Raw genomic sequence first — 17,993 nt, 5'->3', positions numbered from 1 at the left:
ACAATGAGTAAAACTCCATTATAATATGGGATTGTTTTGTATATATTTCAAGTACAGTTCAGCTACATTTTATTAAAATACTTGAATATTTAGCTTCTGCTTATTCGTACTAGTCTTTTCACAAACTCTTCATTGAGAATTTATTGTTTAAGCTTTAGTTTATCTTGTTAGTTTACTACTCGTTTTGAAATGAAAAATGCACTTTAAACATATTCTATTAACAACAACTTGTCTTTTTACTTCGGCACTGGCAATCGCTCAGCTTCCACAAGACTCCCGAAGACCCGGTGGGATCGCAGTTATACCCTTAACTAGCGATATTACTCAGGTCACTTTCCAGCAAAAGCCAGTTTTAATTAGTCAGGAAGGCCAGCAGCGTTATGCTGTTGTGGGTATTCCATTATCTACCCCGCTTGGGACTGTACAACTTGATACGAACAAAACCCCTATTCAAATAGAAGTTAAGTCCTATCCTTATGCTGAACAACGAATAAAAGTTACTAACCAAGATTATGTGAATCCCAATCAGAGTCAACTAGACCGCTACGCCCAAGAAGCTAAAGAACAAAATGATGTATATAGCTCATTTACACAAAGTTCATGGCAAACCCTGCCAGCATTTATACGTCCTACATCAGGCAAATTTACCAATTCTTTTGGTCGAAAACGCTTCTTTAATGGTGAAGAACGCGCACCTCACTCAGGTTTAGATATCCCTGCACCCGTAGGACAAAAAGTCGTTGCACCAGCAGATGGTATTGTAATCCAAACTGGATCTTATTTTTTTAATGGTCAAACTGTATTGATTGATCATGGGCAAGGCTTAATCAGCATGTTCTGCCATTTAAGCGCAATTAAAGTAGAGAAAGGTCAACATATTCGCCAAGGTGAAACTTTAGGCTTAGTAGGCAAAACTGGACGTGTAACAGGCCCTCACCTACATTGGGGCATGAGCCTGAATAATGCTCGGGTAGATCCTCAGCTTTTCCTAAATACAGCTCGTTAATTTAAAGCCTTACGAAAATACTTTGGTGCATCGACATAGCCTTCTCTGAGGTAAAATTGATGTGCCAAAGGTCTTTGCATTCCAGAATGAAGTTCCATTCTGTCACAACCACGTTGCCTTGCTAACCTTTCTGCTTCATGCACAAGCAAACACCCTACTCCTTTGCTACGCATATTCTCATCAACGCACAGATAGCATATTTTGGCAAAATCGCCTTGTAAGGCAATTTGTGGAATAAAATAAAGCGATAAAAAACCACAAATTTTACTCTCTTCTTCAGCAATCAGAATCTGCGCTCTAGGGTCGCTATGTAATATTTCAAATTTTTCTTGGATAAGAGCGAGTGGCTGTGGGTAGCCCATCTGTTTAAGCAAATCGCAGATGGCCTGAGTATCTTCCGATTTAGCAATACGAATATTCATTTCCTCCCCCCTCTTATTTTTTTAGTTATTTTTGACAATAAAAAAGCCAACTCTCATGTTAGCTTCTTTTATTTTCTATCTATAAAAATTGCCTTATTCCGCTTCGATAATTTCGAAGTCATGGGTAATTTCAACACCACCATCGGAAAGCATTTTACTTGCTGAACAATATTTCTCAGCAGACAATTCAACCGCTTTTGCGACCTGTTTTTCTTTCACCGCTTTACCTGTTACCACAAAGTGTAAGTGGATTTTAGTAAAAACAGCTGGAATTGCGTCAGCGCGCTCAGCTTTTAAATTACATACAACATTCGTCACATCTTGGCGAGATTTCTTTAAAATGGTCACAATATCAAACGAAGCACACCCACCAAGTCCCATTAATAGCAACTCCATAGGACGTGGACCACGGTTTTCACCCCCATACTCAGGTGAGCCATCCATGATGATACTATGCCCACTATCTGATTTCGCTTCAAAAGCAACATTCTCTAGCCAATGTACACTTGTTTGCATTGCAACTACCTAAAAAAAATTATAAATTTAAGTAGGGTCTGTTGACATTTCATCTATGGATTGCGTTAGAGCTAAAAATTAATCCAAATAAGACGCAAAACCCAGACAATGGCATTCCTTTGTCCAGTTTTGTTATATAGTTTGTGAAATTTCAGCCATAATCTGAGGTGCAATTTAAGCAGTGCAGACATAGCGCAAGACCATGTTATTTTGTACGTTCCGTTGTTAAGATCTATTTATTTAGAATGGCTAAATTTCATAGCTCTTGCTTGGTAACGTCTAAAAGAATTGTCTTATGTCGCAACCATCTGTGAAATGTCAACAGACCCTTGTTTTGTACACTAACATAAAATGAGTTGATAAGGAATTTCATCTCTTCTGTGTAATAGCTCATCTCGAGCTTGTGTGAATTGTTTACCCTATTCGGAACATATTAAGCATGACTTCAAATTTTTCACAACTCAGCACAGATGCTTTATCTCCGGGGCAACTACCTGAATCCGTTAAAGCATTGTTAAAACGTGCTCACATCAACAGATATCCAAAACGAACCACAATTGTTGATGCCGGAACAGAGTCAAAATCTTTATATCTAATTTTAAAAGGCTCAGTTTCAATTATTTTACGTGAAGATGATGAGCGTGAAATCGTTGTCGCATATTTGAATCCGGGCGACTTTTTTGGGGAAATGGGGCTTTTCGAACCGAACCCTCAACGTACAGCTGAAGTTCGTACTCGTGATGTCTGTGAAATTGCAGAAATTTCTTATGACAACTTTCACGAACTTAGCAAACAATATCCAGACTTAAGTTATGCTGTTTTTGCACAACTTGTTCGCCGTTTAAAAAATACGACCCGTAAAATGACAGATCTTGCATTTATTGATGTGTCTGGGCGTATTGCACGTTGTTTAATCGACTTATCTTCACAGCCAGAGGCAATGATTTTGCCAAACGGTCGTCAAATTCGTATTACTCGACAAGAAATTGGCCGTATTGTGGGATGTTCACGTGAGATGGTTGGCCGTGTACTTAAAACCCTAGAAGATCAAGGCATGATCCAAACAGATGGTAAAGCTATTCTTATTTTTGATGTTTCATTAGAAGAAGCACCTGTTTCTGATGAAGACTATGATGATGACGAATAATATTTATTAAGTTTTTAATAAAAAGCAAACTTCGGTTTGCTTTTTTTATATGCAACAATGAGTTAATACACAAAACTTACAAACTATTCTAATTTTATGATTTAAGTTGAATACATATTCTCCGTTAGGCTAACTCAAAATTTCCAAGGATTCCGCTGTATGCAATTTAACCCACTTAGTCGCACAGGCCTTAAACTTCCAGAAATTTGTTTAGGCACCATGACATTTGGTGAGCAAAACTCCCAACAAGAAGCTTTTGAACAACTCAATTATGCTTTGTCACACGGTTTATATTTTTGGGATACGGCAGAGATGTATTCGGTTCCGCCAAAACCTGAAACTTATGGTGCAACAGAAACCATCATTGGCAATTGGTTTGCCCAAAATGGTCAACGTGATAAAGTCTTCCTCGCCTCTAAAATTGCCGGACCGGGCTTTGGCGGAACACATATCAGAGAAGGCCATACGCGCTTCAACAGCGATCATATTGCTAAAGCCCTAGATGGCTCATTGAAACGTCTCCAAACCGACTATATCGACCTTTACCAACTGCATTGGCCTGAGCGTCATACCAACTTTTTTGGTACGCTAGCTTATGGCAATGCGCAAGCTCAAAATGATTACGACACCACACCTCTAGAAGAAACATTACTTGCTTTACAAGAAGAGATTAATCGTGGGCGTATTCGCTATATTGGTTTATCAAACGAAACACCATGGGGAACCATGAAGTTTTTACATTTAGCTGAAAAGTTAGGTGTAAGTAAATTTGTAAGTGTTCAAAATCCATATAGCCTACTCAACCGTACTTATGAAATAGGTATGTCTGAAATTGCTAAATATGAAGATGTTGGCTTACTCGCTTACTCTCCTCTTGCTTTTGGCTATCTCTCTGGCAAATTTAGAAATGGCGCTCGTCCCGCTAAAGCCCGTGTCACATTATTTCCACGTTTTAGCCGCTACAGCAACCCTCAAAGCGAATGGGCAACTGAGCAATATGCACAGCTAGCAGAGAAGCATGGGCTAAGCTTAACCCAAATGGCATTAGCATTTATCAAACAACAATTCTTTGTGACCAGCACAATTATTGGCGCCACGAATTTAGATCAACTTAAAGAAAATATTCAGGCATTTGAAATTGAACTGCCTGCTGAAGTCTTACAAGGCATCGAAGCCATTCATATCCAACAGCCCAACCCTGCTCCTTAAATAAAAAAACGGATGCTTAAGCATCCGTCTTCTTTATCTATAAAAAATTTATATCTTATTTACGGCTATTATAAATAGCCATTGCTGCAGGCAAGTTTTTACGCATATCGCCAATACGCTGAGAGTTAGATGGGTGAGTAGACAAGAATGAGGAACCACCGCCACCTTCAAGCTTATTCATTTTTTCCCACAATGTAATCGCTGCATTTGGATTATAACCTGCACGCGCCATTAGCATTAAGCCGCCTTGGTCCGCACGACTTTCCAAGCTACGCGAATATGGTAAGCCCACACCCACTTGTGAACCTAACTGAGCCGCAGCCGACCCTAGTTGACCCACATTACCACCATTAATCTGACTTAAGCCAATATTTAATGCTAAATCAGTTAAAGCTTGAGCACCAATTTTACTTTTTGCGTGCTCTTCCAAGGCGTGAGTCATTTCATGGCCCATAACCGCTGCAATTTCAGCATCTGTCAGGTTCAGTTTATTCACAATACCTGTATAGAACACTACCTTGCCACCAGGTGCAACGTAAGCGTTAATTGTATCTGATTTCAACACCGCTAACTGCCAGCTAAACGGCTGACCAGTTTGGTTCATCTGGTTCGCATAAGGTTTTAAACGGTTAAAAACAGCATTAATACGGCTATAGGTACTTGAACTTGTATCCAAAGTTCCTTTGCCACGTGCTTCCTGCACCATCTTATTAAAACCTTGAGCAGATTGAGCATTTAAGGTTGCAGTATCTGCACCCGCCATGTCCGCTACTGTTGCACAGCCAGAAATGGTCATCACACTTGCTGCACACAAGCTTAAAAAGAGTTTTTTATTCATAACATGGATCACCTAAATCGAGAAAAAGCTGTTTATTCTTTTGCACTTATTATAAGAAATACCACTGACACTTTGAATGTCTCATTTCTTCATGATCATAGTATTTATGTAACGATCAAGTCGATAAAGTCATCAAATAAATCCAGAAAATCAAACATATTACATTTAAGCCAAGATAGATATGACTTAAGGTCCTAACTTTCTCTTCAAGATTAGGATTTTCTCTTTTCCAGAGTAAATAACTATTTTGTATGAATACGACAGGAATTAACACACATGCGAACAATACTGACAAGCTCATAAAAGCAGTCATGAAAAAGTCTTCATGGTATGTTTGACCATAAATGACCAACATCGCTAATGTTGGAGAACCACCAATAGCAAATAAAAAAGAATAAAAAATTGTTTTTGAAATAGTTGGTTGCAGCTTCATCCTGAGCCCATCATTCCTTATCTATATATAACGTTTTAATCTGAATCGAATAAAACGAAAACTGCACTTTAGTCGGGTATAAAAAAAGCCCCCTTTCAGGAGGCCTTTTTAATCTTTGCTAATTAAGCAGAGAATGGATGACGTAAAACAATTGTTTCTGCGCGGTCTGGACCAGTTGAAACGATATCAATCGGACATTCGATTAATTGTTCAATACGCTTCACATAAGCCAAAGCATTTGCAGGTAATTGGTCAATGCTAGTCAAACCAACAGTTGACTCGCTCCAACCTGGCATAGTTTCATAAATTGGTTTCAAGCATTCAAAAGAAACCGCATCAGAAGAACCTACGCAACCTGAATCAGTATTTTCATAACCTACACAGATTTTTACTTCTTCTAAACCGTCTAGAACGTCAAGTTTAGTCAAGCAAATACCTGAAAGTGAGTTAACGTCTACAGAACGACGTAAGATTTCAGCATCAAACCAACCACAACGACGTTGACGACCAGTAGAAGCACCAAATTCGTGACCTACAGTACCCAAGTGTTTACCAATTGGGTCACCAGAATCACTTGCTGCATCGTAAACTAATTCAGTTGGGAACGGACCAGCACCTACACGTGTTGTATAAGCTTTAGTAATACCTAATACATAGTCAAGATGTAAAGGACCCATACCAGAACCAGAGCTTACGCCACCAGCAGTTGTATTCGAACTTGTAACATATGGATAAGTACCATGGTCAATATCTAGAAGTGAGCCTTGAGCTCCCTCAAACATGACAGCCTTACCTTCTTTGCGATAGTCATGCAACACTTTAGTAACATCAACTACTAATGGAGCAAGAACTTCACGCCATTGGTTGCAAAGAGCCAATACATCTTCAAATTTAACAGCTTCTACACCGTAGAACTGAGTCAACTGGAAGTTATGTAACTCAAGCATCTCAGACAGTTTTTCTTCTAATGCCGCGCCACCACGAACAAGGTCAGCAACACGCACTGCACGGCGAGCTACTTTATCTTCGTAAGCAGGACCAATACCACGACCTGTAGTACCGATTTTAGCATTACCACGTTTCTTTTCACGTGCCTGATCAAGTGCAATGTGGTTAGGCAAAATGAGTGGACAGTTTGGAGAAATACGTAGGCGTTCTTTAACAGGAACTCCTTCTGCTTCCAAAATTCCCATTTCTTCAATTAACGCGGCTGGTGAAAGTACCACGCCATTACCAATTAAGCACAATACGTTTTCACGTAAAATGCCTGATGGAATGAGGTGCAATACAGTTTTTTTACCACCTACGACAAGAGTATGACCTGCGTTATGTCCGCCTTGATAACGTACTACCGCAGCCGCCTGATCTGTGAGCAGGTCGACGATCTTACCTTTACCTTCGTCGCCCCATTGGGTACCAAGTACCACAACATTTTTGCCCATAATAGCCTCATTACATCATGCTGTTAAAATTGGAAACCACCAGTAAAAACTTACCGTTGGCAATTAAATCTTTTCAATATTCCATTGACCATTTCGCAACACGAGTTGATGGGTCGCGTATGGAATAGAAGTTAAATCATCATTACCTAACAATTGAACGACACGTAAACCTTGAGCACGTGCATTAGAAATTGCTTTGAGTAAATCTTGTTCTGTACCTTTTGGAGCAACAACAGTTTCAATTTCTGCGAACTGATTTGCGCCTAAGGCATATAAATCACAACTAAAGCCAGTAGCAGGACGTGCGCGACCAAAATGCTCACCGATACCATCGTAACGGCCACCCTGCGCTAACGGCGCAGCACGGTTCGGCGCATATACTGCATACATTAAACCAGTGTGATAGTGATAACTACGTAGCTCTACAACATCAATACCGATATTGAGATTTGGCCAACGACCTTTAATCTGCTCAAGCGTTGTCTTAAGTGCATCTAATGCTGACTTAAATTCCGCATCTTGCAAGATATTGTCACTTAAGTTTTTCTGTAAAGCTTCTAGATCACTAGAATAACGGCCAAGCGCATAGAAATCAGAACCCATATTTAGGGTTTGAGTAAATTCTGCCAACTCTGGTAACGCTTTTCTTTGATAAAGATCAGACAGCTCATGTTCTTCATTCTTTGACAGTCCAGCATACTTTACTAGACTACGGAACAACCCTACATGGCCCAAATCTAAATGCGCACCTTGTAATGTATAGATGTTCTCAATCAACCCCAGCATCACATCGACCATTTCGACATCAGCTTCAATACTGTCGTGGCCATATAACTCTGCACCTAATTGCAAAGGCGCACGTGTGGCATTGAAATTTTGTGGTTTAGTATGTAATACAGTCCCTGAATAACAGTAACGTGCAACGCCTTCAACTGGTCTTACATGTGCATCAATACGTGCAACTTGTGGTGTCATATCAGCACGAACACCGAGTAAACGGCCTGAGAGCTGATCAATAACCTTAAAAGTTACTAAATCCAAGTCTTGATTTGATTCTGATAATGAAGACAACGATTCGATGTATTCGATAAATGGTGTATATACCAATTGATAACCTCGCACCGCGAGGAAATCTAAAGCTTCACGGCGAAGTTTTTCAATGACTTGTGCCTGTTCCGGCAATACATCTGCTACCCCGTCAGGCAGCAACCATGTCTCTGAAATGGTCATATTTCAAGCCTAAAATCTGATCAACGTGGAACGACCCCACATAAAAAAATCGGGAACACACCCGATTTCTCTTAGTGTAGCATGATACTTTCTGCCATGCACCTGACAATTTGCATAAATCTTTCTTAATAAACTCTAAAGTCAAAAAGAAGATTTAAACAATTAATAATAATATTCAATGCCTTACTCAGCTTTGCTTATATCATAGTCAAAAGTTCTTCGACCAAAGAATGGGCCAATAACTGAACTATCACCTGGTTGCCAGTTAACTAAATTTAGCTTTTGAATAGCTTGAGCTGCTTGAGTATTAAAAGCAAAGCAACCTTTTTCAAGATTTGCGATTTTTAACTTTTGTCTGAAAGCAATTAATGAATGCACCTCATTAAGTGGGTTATCTTCTATAGAATACAGATGAGACTTCTCATAAGCTAAATTTCTATCAGCCTCCCATACACTGCTTGATACAAACTCTATAGAAGCAGACTGGTTATTATTATTCCCCAGTACGCTTTCAATATTACCAGTTTCCAAGTTTTCCAAAACAGTTAAGTTATAGCCATACCACTGCGAATTTAGAAGCCTAAAATATTTTTTATCTAGACCTAAGTTATTATATCTTTCGATGATTGACTGCTTTTTCTCACTAAACGCGGGATTGGCATAAAAACTAGATATATATGAAATATAAGATTGATTCCATTGAGTCTCTTTTAAACGATAACAATAACTATTTTTTGGAAACGTAACATTCTTATAGTTTTGGTAAAATTCAATTAAATTTTTATCAAGCTGATTATGAAGTCCCGTTTCTAAATTTATATTTTCTTTATAGCCTGGCAATACACGATCAAAGATATTTTCACCATCCAACTTCACAATTTCAAACTTTAAATTTTTTTTCAAATCAGGGGTTAATTCATAAGTCCAACTGCTCGGTGTTAACCTTTTCACAATATTAGTTTGTAACGTCCCTTTATTTAAAATTTTCTTTTCAGTTAAAACCTCAGTTTCTAGCGGCTGGTTATGTGACTTTGCAAAAAATATTTCATTATTTTTAATTGGATATTGAGTAATTTCAAAAAAATCACTATAGATACCTGAAGAAATATCAGAAGATTGATAATAAACTTGGTAAATGTTGTCTTCTTTTTCTAAATTATTTTCAGCTTGACCATTGGTATTTTGATCTGAGCTTTCGCCACCACAAGCAGTTAAAATAATAGTAGATGTAAAAATTAAAAAAACACTTATTCTTTTTGAATTAAATTTCATATGAACTCTATAATTAAAATTTTAATGTTTGCGAATCATACAAATAGATATAATTTTACACAACACTAATATTTATAATTTTCATTATTTTTAACTTTTTGTATTTCAAATTAATAATTATAAAAGGATGTTTATTTAACATCCTTTATTACTTAAATTCAATTTTAGAAAGAATCGCACAAATCTAATAATCGATTTGCATAGCCCCATTCATTATCGTACCAAGCAAATAATTTAGCTTGATGCCCCACAACCATAGTTTGAGTTAAATCAACTACGAGTGAATAAGGAGAATGGTTAAAATCGCTTGAAACTAAAGGCTCATCAGTCACTGCCATAATTTCTGCATAGTCGGTTTGAGATGCTTTAATTAACAATTCATTAATATGATGCACAGTAATTGGAGATTGCGCGATAAAAGTTAAGTCAATTGCAGCCACATTAATAGTAGGTACCCGAATTGAATAACCATCTATACGGTCTTCCATTTTAGGCATAACACGTTTTAATGCACCAAGTGCACTAGACGTGGTCGGAATAATATTTTGCCCTGATGCTCTAGCACGACGTAAATCACGATGCGCGTGATCGAGTACAGACTGGTCTGCTGTCACCGCATGAATTTCGGTCATAAGTGCTGTTTCAATACCAAAAGCATCATCAATGATTTTCACCAATGGAACCAAAGCCTGCGTAGTACATGAAACGCTTGATATGATCTGATCTGTTACTTTAACTTCATTATGGTTCACACCATAAACAATGGCCGCATCGACATGGTCAAATGGTGCTGCACCAATAATGACCCGTTTTGCTCCAGCTTGTAGATGGCGGGTTGCATCAGCATGAGAACGGAACAGTCCGGTACACTCAAGTACCACATCAATATGTAGGCTAGACCATGGCAATAGTTCTGGTTGGTCCTGCTTTAAAACTTCAACTTTTAGCGTTCGTTGATTTGACTGAATATTCAAAAAAACTTTTTCATTTTCAATCAGTATTTCTACATTTCCATTAAAACGCCCATGCGTAGAATCATATTTAAATAAATGCACTAATGTTTGTACATCTGCTATATCGTTAATCGCCACGATTTCAAATTGAAATTGTTTTGGGCTCTCAAACCAGGCACGTAAAACGTTACGTCCAATTCGACCAAACCCATTAATGGCGATACGTTGCATGACCTATCCTTATCTACAAAACTACAGGCTAAAGAAGGCATATAGTAAAGCACGTCACGGCCAATTGAATATAGATTTTTAGCCAAATCACAGTTTTGTAAGATATTCCTTTTAAAATCGTTGGTTCGGTGGGGTTTTTCCGCTACAATTTAGCGTTTTTAAAAAATAAGCCCCGTATCACATGCTAAGGTTTTGCATAAAACAAACAGGCATTGATACATTTAGCCAAATTCGAAAATATGGAGTGACTTGGTTGTGAGTACTCGTTTAATGACATCTGCTGAAATTCGTGAAGCATTTTTGCGCTACTTTGAGACGCAAGGGCATACACGTGTCGCGTCGAGTTCTCTTGTTCCTGCCAACGACCCAACTTTATTATTTACAAATGCTGGGATGAACCAGTTTAAAGACTGCTTCTTAGGTCTTGAAAAACGTGACTATGTACGTGCAACTACATCACAAAAATGTGTACGTGCTGGTGGTAAACACAATGACTTAGACAACGTTGGTTACACTGCTCGTCACCATACATTCTTTGAAATGTTAGGTAATTTCTCATTTGGTGATTATTTCAAACGTGATGCACTTAAATTTGCTTGGGAATTTTTGACTAGTGATGAATGGCTAGCTCTCCCTAAAGACCGTTTATATGCAACTGTTTATCATACCGATGACGAAGCTTATGACATCTGGAATAAAGAAATTGGTTTAGCGCCTGAACGTATTATCCGTATTGGTGATAATAAAGGCGAAAAATACGCATCTGATAACTTCTGGGCAATGGGTGACACAGGACCATGTGGTCCATGTTCTGAAATTTTCTTTGACCACGGTGACCACATTTGGGGTGGTTTACCAGGCACACCTGAAGAAGATGGCGACCGTTTCATTGAAATCTGGAATAACGTTTTCATGCAGTTTAACCGTACTGCTGATGGCGTACTTCACCCACTCCCTGCCCCATCTGTTGATACAGGTATGGGCTTGGAACGTATCTCAGCAGTATTACAACATGTTAATTCAAACTATGACATTGACTTGTTCCAGCACTTATTAAAAGCTGCCGCAAATATTATTGGTATTGAAGATGAAGGCCAACCTTCTTTACGCGTAGTTGCAGACCATGCGCGTTCTTGCTGTTTCTTAATTGCTGATGGTGTAAACCCAAGTAATGAAGGCCGCGGCTATGTATTACGTCGTATTATCCGCCGCGCTGTGCGTCACGGTAATAAACTTGGTGCAACAGGTACATTCTTCTACAAAATGTTGCAACCGTTAATCGAAGTTATGGGTGAGGCTTATCCAGAACTTGTAGCGCGCAAAGATGTAATTGAAGCAACTTTAATTCGTGAAGAAGAACAATTTGCTAAAACACTTGAGCAAGGTTTAAAACTACTCGAAGGTGAACTTGCTCAATTAAAAGATAAGACCATTCCTGGCGCGACTGTATTTAAGCTTTACGACACTTATGGCTTCCCAACAGATTTAACTGCTGATATTGCACGTGAACGTGACTTTATTATTGATGAAGCTGGTTTCGAAGTAGAAATGGCTGCACAACGTCAACGTGCACGTGATGCTGGTAAATTCGCAGTTGATTACAACAGCATTGTACAAGTTGAAGGCGAAACCCAATTTGACGGTTATATCAACACCACTGGTCAAGGCCAAATTGTAGCGATCTACAAAGATGGCGTACAGGTTGATGAAGTTTCTGAAGGTGATGAAGCACTTATCGTTTTAAATCAAACTCCTTTCTATGCAGAAAGTGGTGGTCAGATTGGTGATACGGGTATCTTCAAAAATGAAACTGGTATTTTTGAAGTTCAAGATACGAAAAAATCAGGCGGAGCCTTTGTTCATCAAGGTATTGTGACCGTTGGTAATCTTAAAGCCGATCAAAACGTTGAAGCGATTGTTAAAGCAGACATTCGTGATGCAACAGCTCGTAACCACTCGGCAACTCACCTATTACATGCTGCCCTACGTCAAATTTTAGGATCGCACGTACAACAAAAAGGTTCTTTAGTTGCAAGTGATATCTTACGTTTTGACTTTGCTAATGACCAACCAGTAACGTTTGAACAGTTGCAACAGGTTGAGCGTTTGGTCAATGCAGAAATTATTGCAAATACCGCAGTAACCACTGAACTACTTGACATCGAAGCGGCAAAAGCCAAAGGTGCCATGATGTTGTTCGGTGAAAAATACGGTAATGAAGTTCGTGTTCTTGCTATGGGTTCAGTGATTGATGAGAAAAACTTCTCGATCGAACTTTGTGGTGGTATTCACGTTAAGCGTACAGGTGATATTGGTTTATTTAAAATCACTTCTGAAGGTGGTGTGGCTGCTGGTGTACGCCGTATTGAAGCAGTTACAGGCACTAAAGCTTTAGATGTAGTACAAAAAACTGATTCAGATATCCAGCACATTAATGGCTTATTAAAAGCACAGAAAGACCAAACTGTTGAGCGTGTACAAGCCAATGTAGAGCTTGTTTCTACATTACAAAAGCAGATTGAACAACTCAATCAGAAATTGGCAAACTTCCAAGCGTCAGAATTGATTGATCAGGTACAAACGATTTCTGGTCGTCAAACGCTTATTACCACTGTTCAAGGTGTAGATGCGAAATCACTTCGCAACTTGCACGACAGTGTTAAATCAAAATTAGAGAACGCAGTCATTGTGTTAGCTGGCGTAGAGGGTGACAAAGTTAGCCTGCTTGCTTCAGTTGCATCACAATACACTGCAAATCTAAAAGCAGGTGACATCATCAAGCATCTAGCAACCGAGTTAGGTGGTAAAGGTGGTGGTAAACCTGACTTAGCACAAGGTGGCGCGCCACTTAACGAGAAGTTTGGACAAGTTATTGCTGCATTACCTGCATGGCTTGAACAAAAATAAGACTTCACTTTTTGTGTAACTGACCCTGAAAAGCCTCTCAGGGTCATGGCTTATATGGAAAAACTATGGCATTAATCGTTCAAAAGAATTAATGCCATTTAGCCACTCCGAGACACACTAAGACAAAAACTTCAATAAAAGCCTTATTTCTCAATATTTTCCCCATTTTTAATATAGACATACTAAGACATTTTAGGACAGAATAAGTCTCATTAATTATGTACACATACGTGTACATATTCATACTTATCTCTTACTTAATCAAAATTATGTACACAGGTGGACTATGGCTTTAACTGAAGTGTGGCTGAAAGCTAATAACGGCAAGGCACGTGATAAGGTTGAAGAAATAGCAGATCGGGATTCAATGAGTGTCAGAGTCTCACCTAAAGGTAAAATTGTTTTTCAGCTTAGATATCGTTTTGCTGGTAAAGCTGAACGTTTAGACCTTGGCACCTACCCTCATATCTCTCTCAAAGATGCACGTGTAAAAGCTAGTGAAATGCGTTCACTATTAGATAAGGGAATGAATCCTAAAGTTGAGGTTCGTGTACAGCAGCAAAAATACATCGATGCAAGCACATTTGAAGATGTCTTTAATGACTGGTATGAAAGTTATTGTCTAAAGAAAAAGACTTCTGCACAGCAAATTAAAAATACCTTTGAGCAGCATGTAATACCTGAAATCGGTGATTTACCAGTTGAGCGCATTACTCTGCAACAATGGTTAGCCTTACTTGAAGAATTAGCAGATGATGTACCTTCGATTGCTGATCGCGTATTAACGAATGCTAAACAGGTTTTAAAATGGGCAAAAAAAAGACAATTGCTTGAAGTAAATGTCTTATCCGATATCTATGCTAAAGAAGATCTAGGAATTGAAAGAAATAGAGGTACCAGATTTCTTTCGGATGAAGAAATTAAAATGGTTTTGATGGCTATTGAAGAATCAAACATTTTGCCTAAAAACAAAATTTTCTTAAAACTATGTTTAATGTTTGGTTGTAGAAATGGCGAACTCAGAAAAGCTAAAAAAACTGATTTCGATTTAAATAGAAAGGTCTGGATTGTTCCCGTTGTAAACAATAAGACCGGTAAGAAAACTGGCCGTGAAATCATTCGACCTATTTTGCCTGAAATGGAGGCATTAATTGTCGAAGCTTTCGACTATAGCTCATGTGAGTATTTCTTAACGAATGATAGTGAAGAAACACCTATGAGTCATGGATCATCTAATTCATTACCTGGTTACTTGATGGAGCGCCTAAGACGACATCATGACTATTATATGAAGCATTGGTCCCTTCACGACCTACGAAGAACAGCACGCACTAATTTCAGTGCATTCACCTCGCGCGATGTGGCTCAGCTCATGATTGGGCACGTAATGTCTGGCGAACAAGGTACTTATGATTATTACGAGTATTTACCACAGCAAACTGAAGCTTATGCAAAGTGGTTGGAAAAATTAAAAGAACTAACCGAAGAGTAAATAAAATTAGCTCTTTTGCTTCTTACTAAACTTCCACCAAGTTTTTTATAATAGACCTCTACTACGGGCAATTGGTTCAGCATTTGCTTGATAGATATCTAAGTACCATCTTTTGAGATAAACCAATTTAAGCTGGTAATTCACCTTATTTAGTTTGATAAAAAATTTCTGGTTCCGATCGAGTAAAGGGATTTCATATAACACCATATTTACTTACCACTCATTAATGAACTAAAAGCATCTACAGCTGGCCCTAAAACAGTATTCAATACTGAAGAGTTAACTTGTTTCGGTTGCTTGGTACCAGAATCAACAACATCAGAAGTTACTTCGGGGTTCTTTTGATCAACGATTGAAACCAGCGTTTCTTTTGTGGAAACAATAAAGACTTTTTTAAACATAATATCGATCATCAAAGCATTTTCGGACGTTTCATCAGTGACATTCTTTAATGACTTAATCAACATGTCCGTATAAAGGCGTTTACCATTAGAAATAATAAGTCGTTGACCTTGTAAGGCCTGCAACCCCTGATAAATACCAAGAAGTGACAAATCTGACCCGATAAATGTATTACCTATTAGCCCGTTCATTCTGCCAGCACTCTCAGACCAGCCAATTTTCATTGTTACTTCTGGTGGTGCTTTATAGCAGTGGTCAGAAATCGGTGAACCCTTTTCTACTGGATGCTCTGTAATAATAAGCTCATCAGAAAGGTTTTCTTCAATCACCACATCAGCAAATAAACCCATTATTGAACGATGCCCACCTAACAAAAGTGAGCCAGCTCTTTCGGTTAGTGCCATACTTTTCTCCGGGCAATAAAAAACCGCCTTTCGGCGGTTATTAACTATGCTTTTGGTTTTAATACTCTAAAAATGGCTATCGGCGTCATACCGTAAGCCTCATTATCTCTGCCAAACATCTTCATCATTTCTGACATAGCAGATTTAAATTGCTCCATTTCACCAGTACTTGGTAACGTGATATTACTTGAATCTAAAGAATTAGGTATGGCATCTAAAATACCAAGTACATACCACTTCCCTGCAAGTTTCTCACCATGTTTAAAGTTAATATCATGAATAACAGTAGACATATCTTCACGCGACAAGCTCATCCAAACTTGAACTAGATCACCACTATCATAAGGAACAAATAGATTACAACTCAAAGCAAAAGGTACATTTTTCATAAAATCAACTAGAGGAGTAATAGTTGATTCAAGATTTTTTTTTCTTTCTTTGTGCGCATTTGTTGTATTTGGCATGTTATTCAACATGAACTTTATTGTGGGGTCGATCACTCCCTTCATGACCTCAATATCTGTAATATTAAGATAACCTTCTACTAAAACTAAATTTCCTAGATTGCTTGGATCTAATTCTCTTTGAATAAACCCTAGTTCATCAAGTTTATTAATCATTTCTCGCGGCATAGTAGGAATGCCATCATATAAATGTTCAGATGTTGTGTTTACAGTATGATCATTGCCTACTTTCCCCCCAGTAACAGCAGGCATACCTACAGAGGCTTCAAGCTTTCGAGTGTCTCCAATTTGGCTAGTACTCTTTAATGTATTAAGTGAGCCTAAACCGTTAAGCTGAGCATAGAAGGATTTTATTTTTGGATTATCAATATAAAAAAAATCAAAGATTGATTTGATGTCTTGTGAGTCTTGCACCACGATTTATCTGCTCCTCAGCTTTTTTTCTATGTTCATTATACTGAGATGCACTTTCCTGCATAGCTTTTTTATAAGCTTCCGCAGCTTCTTTTAAAGCTTTTGCTGCTTCATTAAATTGATTATTTTGTTTGTGGTTTCCAGTATTAAACGAAAAGTTCATATGAAACCTCCTTTTTTATTGGTTCTATCATCAATAAGCAGTTTCATGCTGGCCATACATAATCTCCCAACATGAAAAATAATACGAATTTGTATTGTGCAATACAATCATATCATGAAATTTTAGATCGAACTGTTCGTTCACAAAAATCTATCGGAATGATCATCGCACTATATCGAAATTTTTCATCGATGCTTATGAAAGAACAAATATCTCTGCATTAAAAAACCCACTGATTGGTGGGTTTTGATTCAAATAAAAGTTTAGAGTGGTGAATTGTAACTCTTACCAAGTTTCTCAAGTAGGTCAGCAGTTCTTCTTGTATTTTGTTGAATCTTGAATATAACTACCCAAAATTCAGCCCAAAGACGAACTATCACCGAACCGAAAATTAAAATACATATACCAACAAAGACACCCAAAGAGCCTGATGTGTATGGGCTTGCTGCTTCTGGAGGTAGACTGTCGCTACCCAATCCCCCAGTAATCATAACTCCCCCCGTAATCCATACACACAAAAGTAAGATCCAGTATGCAAATGTGACGATCTTGGTTGACAAAACGGCATCTAAAAACAGGATACTTTTCATTTTTCCTCTTATCATGTATATAGTTAAACTATTACATAATAATCTATTGATGCTCAAAAATCACCCATTAAACCATTGTTATATATCTATCTAGTTAATTAGTGGTTTCACACTCCTCGCCATTTGAATCATTGTATTTTCATTATGACGCTGTATTACCTGAGCAGTTTCATTTGGGTTGTCCGCACCATTGATCGTCATTTCAGTTTTATGGGGCTGATAAATTGATATACGCTGAATTATCAGGAGACTTTCCCTTGGGAGATTCTAGGCAGCCAACTTATAAAAGTCTTCGGCCATTTGATTTGGTGTCTTAAAACCCAAACCCTTTTGAATTCTTCGATGATTATAAAATAACTCAATGTATTTTATAATATCTGCTTTGGCTTCTTCTCTGGTTTGATAGTTGTAATGATGCACTAACTCATTTTTCAGTATTCCCCAAAAGCTTTCAATCG

General features: G+C 38.1%; 19 protein-coding genes and 1 pseudogene. 5 read left to right on the top strand and 15 right to left on the bottom strand.

Going from position 1 to position 17,993, the window contains the following annotated elements:
• Positions 1–196 precede the first annotated feature (196 nt).
• Positions 197–1,006, top strand: a complete 810-nt coding sequence (locus ACINWC141_RS04765; protein WP_009388438.1) for a M23 family metallopeptidase — start codon at positions 197–199, stop codon at positions 1,004–1,006.
• Here the strand turns inward: ACINWC141_RS04765 and ACINWC141_RS04760 are convergent.
• The 3 genes and pseudogenes from ACINWC141_RS04760 to ACINWC141_RS20465 all read right to left on the bottom strand — a co-directional run.
• The gene (locus tag ACINWC141_RS04760) at positions 1,003–1,428 is read right to left on the bottom strand and encodes a GNAT family N-acetyltransferase (protein ID WP_009388409.1); all 426 of its coding nucleotides are present in this window, start codon (positions 1,426–1,428) and stop codon (positions 1,003–1,005) included. The two genes, ACINWC141_RS04765 and ACINWC141_RS04760, sit on opposite strands and share 4 nt — an antisense overlap.
• A gap of 93 nt (positions 1,429–1,521) precedes the next feature.
• Entirely contained in the window at positions 1,522–1,944 is a 423-nt protein-coding gene (locus ACINWC141_RS04755) for an OsmC family protein (RefSeq protein WP_009388411.1), read from the bottom strand.
• 135 nt (positions 1,945–2,079) lie between these two features.
• Positions 2,080–2,142 (bottom strand): annotated as a pseudogene (locus ACINWC141_RS20465) (hypothetical protein); the annotation flags it as partial.
• A gap of 241 nt (positions 2,143–2,383) precedes the next feature.
• Between ACINWC141_RS20465 and crp the strand changes: the two are divergent.
• Both crp and ACINWC141_RS04745 read left to right on the top strand, forming a co-directional pair.
• Positions 2,384–3,091 (top strand): cAMP-activated global transcriptional regulator CRP, encoded by a 708-nt coding sequence (gene crp, locus ACINWC141_RS04750; protein ID WP_009388407.1) that lies wholly within the window; start codon positions 2,384–2,386, stop codon positions 3,089–3,091.
• A gap of 159 nt (positions 3,092–3,250) precedes the next feature.
• A complete protein-coding gene (locus ACINWC141_RS04745; RefSeq protein ID WP_009388402.1) occupies positions 3,251–4,300 on the top strand; it encodes an NADP(H)-dependent aldo-keto reductase in 1,050 nt (349 codons plus the stop codon).
• A 55-nt stretch (positions 4,301–4,355) separates the two neighbouring features.
• On the opposite strand, the gene ACINWC141_RS04740 is transcribed toward ACINWC141_RS04745, so the two are convergent.
• From ACINWC141_RS04740 to ACINWC141_RS04715, 6 genes are all read right to left on the bottom strand, one after another.
• Positions 4,356–5,138, bottom strand: coding sequence for a M48 family metallopeptidase (locus ACINWC141_RS04740; protein WP_009388421.1), 783 nt, complete (start codon positions 5,136–5,138; stop codon positions 4,356–4,358).
• Between the two features lie 115 nt (positions 5,139–5,253).
• Positions 5,254–5,571, bottom strand: coding sequence for a hypothetical protein (locus tag ACINWC141_RS04735; protein ID WP_009388466.1), 318 nt, complete (start codon positions 5,569–5,571; stop codon positions 5,254–5,256).
• Between the two features lie 122 nt (positions 5,572–5,693).
• Positions 5,694–7,013 carry an adenylosuccinate synthase gene (locus tag ACINWC141_RS04730; RefSeq protein ID WP_009388455.1) on the bottom strand — a complete coding sequence of 440 codons (1,320 nt, stop codon included), beginning with the start codon at positions 7,011–7,013 and terminating at the stop codon, positions 5,694–5,696.
• Positions 7,014–7,076: 63 nt separating this feature from the next.
• A complete protein-coding gene (locus ACINWC141_RS04725) occupies positions 7,077–8,243 on the bottom strand; it encodes an ATP phosphoribosyltransferase regulatory subunit (RefSeq protein WP_009388457.1) in 1,167 nt (388 codons plus the stop codon).
• 183 nt (positions 8,244–8,426) lie between these two features.
• Positions 8,427–9,515 (bottom strand): hypothetical protein, encoded by a 1,089-nt coding sequence (locus ACINWC141_RS04720; protein WP_009388460.1) that lies wholly within the window; start codon positions 9,513–9,515, stop codon positions 8,427–8,429.
• 164 nt (positions 9,516–9,679) lie between these two features.
• Positions 9,680–10,699 (bottom strand): type I glyceraldehyde-3-phosphate dehydrogenase, encoded by a 1,020-nt coding sequence (locus tag ACINWC141_RS04715; protein ID WP_009388434.1) that lies wholly within the window; start codon positions 10,697–10,699, stop codon positions 9,680–9,682.
• A 270-nt stretch (positions 10,700–10,969) separates the two neighbouring features.
• On the opposite strand from ACINWC141_RS04715, the gene alaS reads away from it, so the two are divergent.
• Together alaS and ACINWC141_RS04705 are read left to right on the top strand one after the other, a co-directional pair.
• A complete protein-coding gene (gene alaS, locus ACINWC141_RS04710; RefSeq protein WP_034677676.1) occupies positions 10,970–13,606 on the top strand; it encodes an alanine--tRNA ligase in 2,637 nt (878 codons plus the stop codon).
• Between the two features lie 286 nt (positions 13,607–13,892).
• Entirely contained in the window at positions 13,893–15,098 is a 1,206-nt protein-coding gene (locus tag ACINWC141_RS04705; RefSeq protein ID WP_009388433.1) for a tyrosine-type recombinase/integrase, read from the top strand.
• A 45-nt stretch (positions 15,099–15,143) separates the two neighbouring features.
• Here the strand turns inward: ACINWC141_RS04705 and ACINWC141_RS20690 are convergent, their stop codons facing one another.
• From ACINWC141_RS20690 to ACINWC141_RS04680, 6 genes are all read right to left on the bottom strand, one after another.
• Positions 15,144–15,305, bottom strand: coding sequence for a phage baseplate plug family protein (locus ACINWC141_RS20690; RefSeq protein ID WP_004738659.1), 162 nt, complete (start codon positions 15,303–15,305; stop codon positions 15,144–15,146).
• 2 nt (positions 15,306–15,307) lie between these two features.
• Complete coding sequence (locus ACINWC141_RS04700; protein WP_009388437.1) at positions 15,308–15,904, bottom strand: phage baseplate protein; 597 nt, start codon at positions 15,902–15,904, stop codon at positions 15,308–15,310.
• A gap of 44 nt (positions 15,905–15,948) precedes the next feature.
• Positions 15,949–16,785 carry a DUF6414 family protein gene (locus tag ACINWC141_RS04695; RefSeq protein WP_009388442.1) on the bottom strand — a complete coding sequence of 279 codons (837 nt, stop codon included), beginning with the start codon at positions 16,783–16,785 and terminating at the stop codon, positions 15,949–15,951.
• Entirely contained in the window at positions 16,748–16,945 is a 198-nt protein-coding gene (locus tag ACINWC141_RS04690; protein ID WP_009388413.1) for a hypothetical protein, read from the bottom strand. Before ACINWC141_RS04690 ends, ACINWC141_RS04695 begins: the two co-directional genes overlap by 38 nt.
• Positions 16,946–17,208: 263 nt before the next feature.
• The gene (locus tag ACINWC141_RS04685; RefSeq protein ID WP_081400017.1) at positions 17,209–17,535 is read right to left on the bottom strand and encodes a DUF4282 domain-containing protein; all 327 of its coding nucleotides are present in this window, start codon (positions 17,533–17,535) and stop codon (positions 17,209–17,211) included.
• Between the two features lie 267 nt (positions 17,536–17,802).
• Positions 17,803–17,993: IS3 family transposase (locus ACINWC141_RS04680; protein WP_009388469.1), on the bottom strand; the 191-nt coding region annotated here is incomplete at its 5' end.

It is taken from the genome of Acinetobacter sp. WC-141 (assembly GCF_000313935.1).
Classification (GTDB): Bacteria; Pseudomonadota; Gammaproteobacteria; order Pseudomonadales; family Moraxellaceae; genus Acinetobacter.
Note: the sequence above shows the minus strand (reverse complement) of the source record. Positions and strands in the feature narration are given on the sequence as shown.

Excerpts from the sequence above, each read along its gene's own strand:
- ACINWC141_RS04765 (WP_009388438.1), top strand. The coding sequence starts at position 197 with ATGCACTTTAAACATATTCTATTAACAACAACTTGTCTTTTTACTTCG.
- ACINWC141_RS04760 (WP_009388409.1), bottom strand. The coding sequence starts at position 1,428 with ATGAATATTCGTATTGCTAAATCGGAAGATACTCAGGCCATCTGCGAT.
- ACINWC141_RS04755 (WP_009388411.1), bottom strand. The coding sequence starts at position 1,944 with ATGCAAACAAGTGTACATTGGCTAGAGAATGTTGCTTTTGAAGCGAAA.
- crp (WP_009388407.1), top strand. The coding sequence starts at position 2,384 with ATGACTTCAAATTTTTCACAACTCAGCACAGATGCTTTATCTCCGGGG.
- ACINWC141_RS04745 (WP_009388402.1), top strand. The coding sequence starts at position 3,251 with ATGCAATTTAACCCACTTAGTCGCACAGGCCTTAAACTTCCAGAAATT.
- ACINWC141_RS04740 (WP_009388421.1), bottom strand. The coding sequence starts at position 5,138 with ATGAATAAAAAACTCTTTTTAAGCTTGTGTGCAGCAAGTGTGATGACC.
- ACINWC141_RS04735 (WP_009388466.1), bottom strand. The coding sequence starts at position 5,571 with ATGAAGCTGCAACCAACTATTTCAAAAACAATTTTTTATTCTTTTTTA.
- ACINWC141_RS04730 (WP_009388455.1), bottom strand. The coding sequence starts at position 7,013 with ATGGGCAAAAATGTTGTGGTACTTGGTACCCAATGGGGCGACGAAGGT.
- ACINWC141_RS04725 (WP_009388457.1), bottom strand. The coding sequence starts at position 8,243 with ATGACCATTTCAGAGACATGGTTGCTGCCTGACGGGGTAGCAGATGTA.
- ACINWC141_RS04720 (WP_009388460.1), bottom strand. The coding sequence starts at position 9,515 with ATGAAATTTAATTCAAAAAGAATAAGTGTTTTTTTAATTTTTACATCT.
- ACINWC141_RS04715 (WP_009388434.1), bottom strand. The coding sequence starts at position 10,699 with ATGCAACGTATCGCCATTAATGGGTTTGGTCGAATTGGACGTAACGTT.
- alaS (WP_034677676.1), top strand. The coding sequence starts at position 10,970 with ATGACATCTGCTGAAATTCGTGAAGCATTTTTGCGCTACTTTGAGACG.
- ACINWC141_RS04705 (WP_009388433.1), top strand. The coding sequence starts at position 13,893 with ATGGCTTTAACTGAAGTGTGGCTGAAAGCTAATAACGGCAAGGCACGT.
- ACINWC141_RS20690 (WP_004738659.1), bottom strand. The coding sequence starts at position 15,305 with ATGGTGTTATATGAAATCCCTTTACTCGATCGGAACCAGAAATTTTTT.
- ACINWC141_RS04700 (WP_009388437.1), bottom strand. The coding sequence starts at position 15,904 with ATGGCACTAACCGAAAGAGCTGGCTCACTTTTGTTAGGTGGGCATCGT.
- ACINWC141_RS04690 (WP_009388413.1), bottom strand. The coding sequence starts at position 16,945 with ATGAACTTTTCGTTTAATACTGGAAACCACAAACAAAATAATCAATTT.
- ACINWC141_RS04685 (WP_081400017.1), bottom strand. The coding sequence starts at position 17,535 with ATGAAAAGTATCCTGTTTTTAGATGCCGTTTTGTCAACCAAGATCGTC.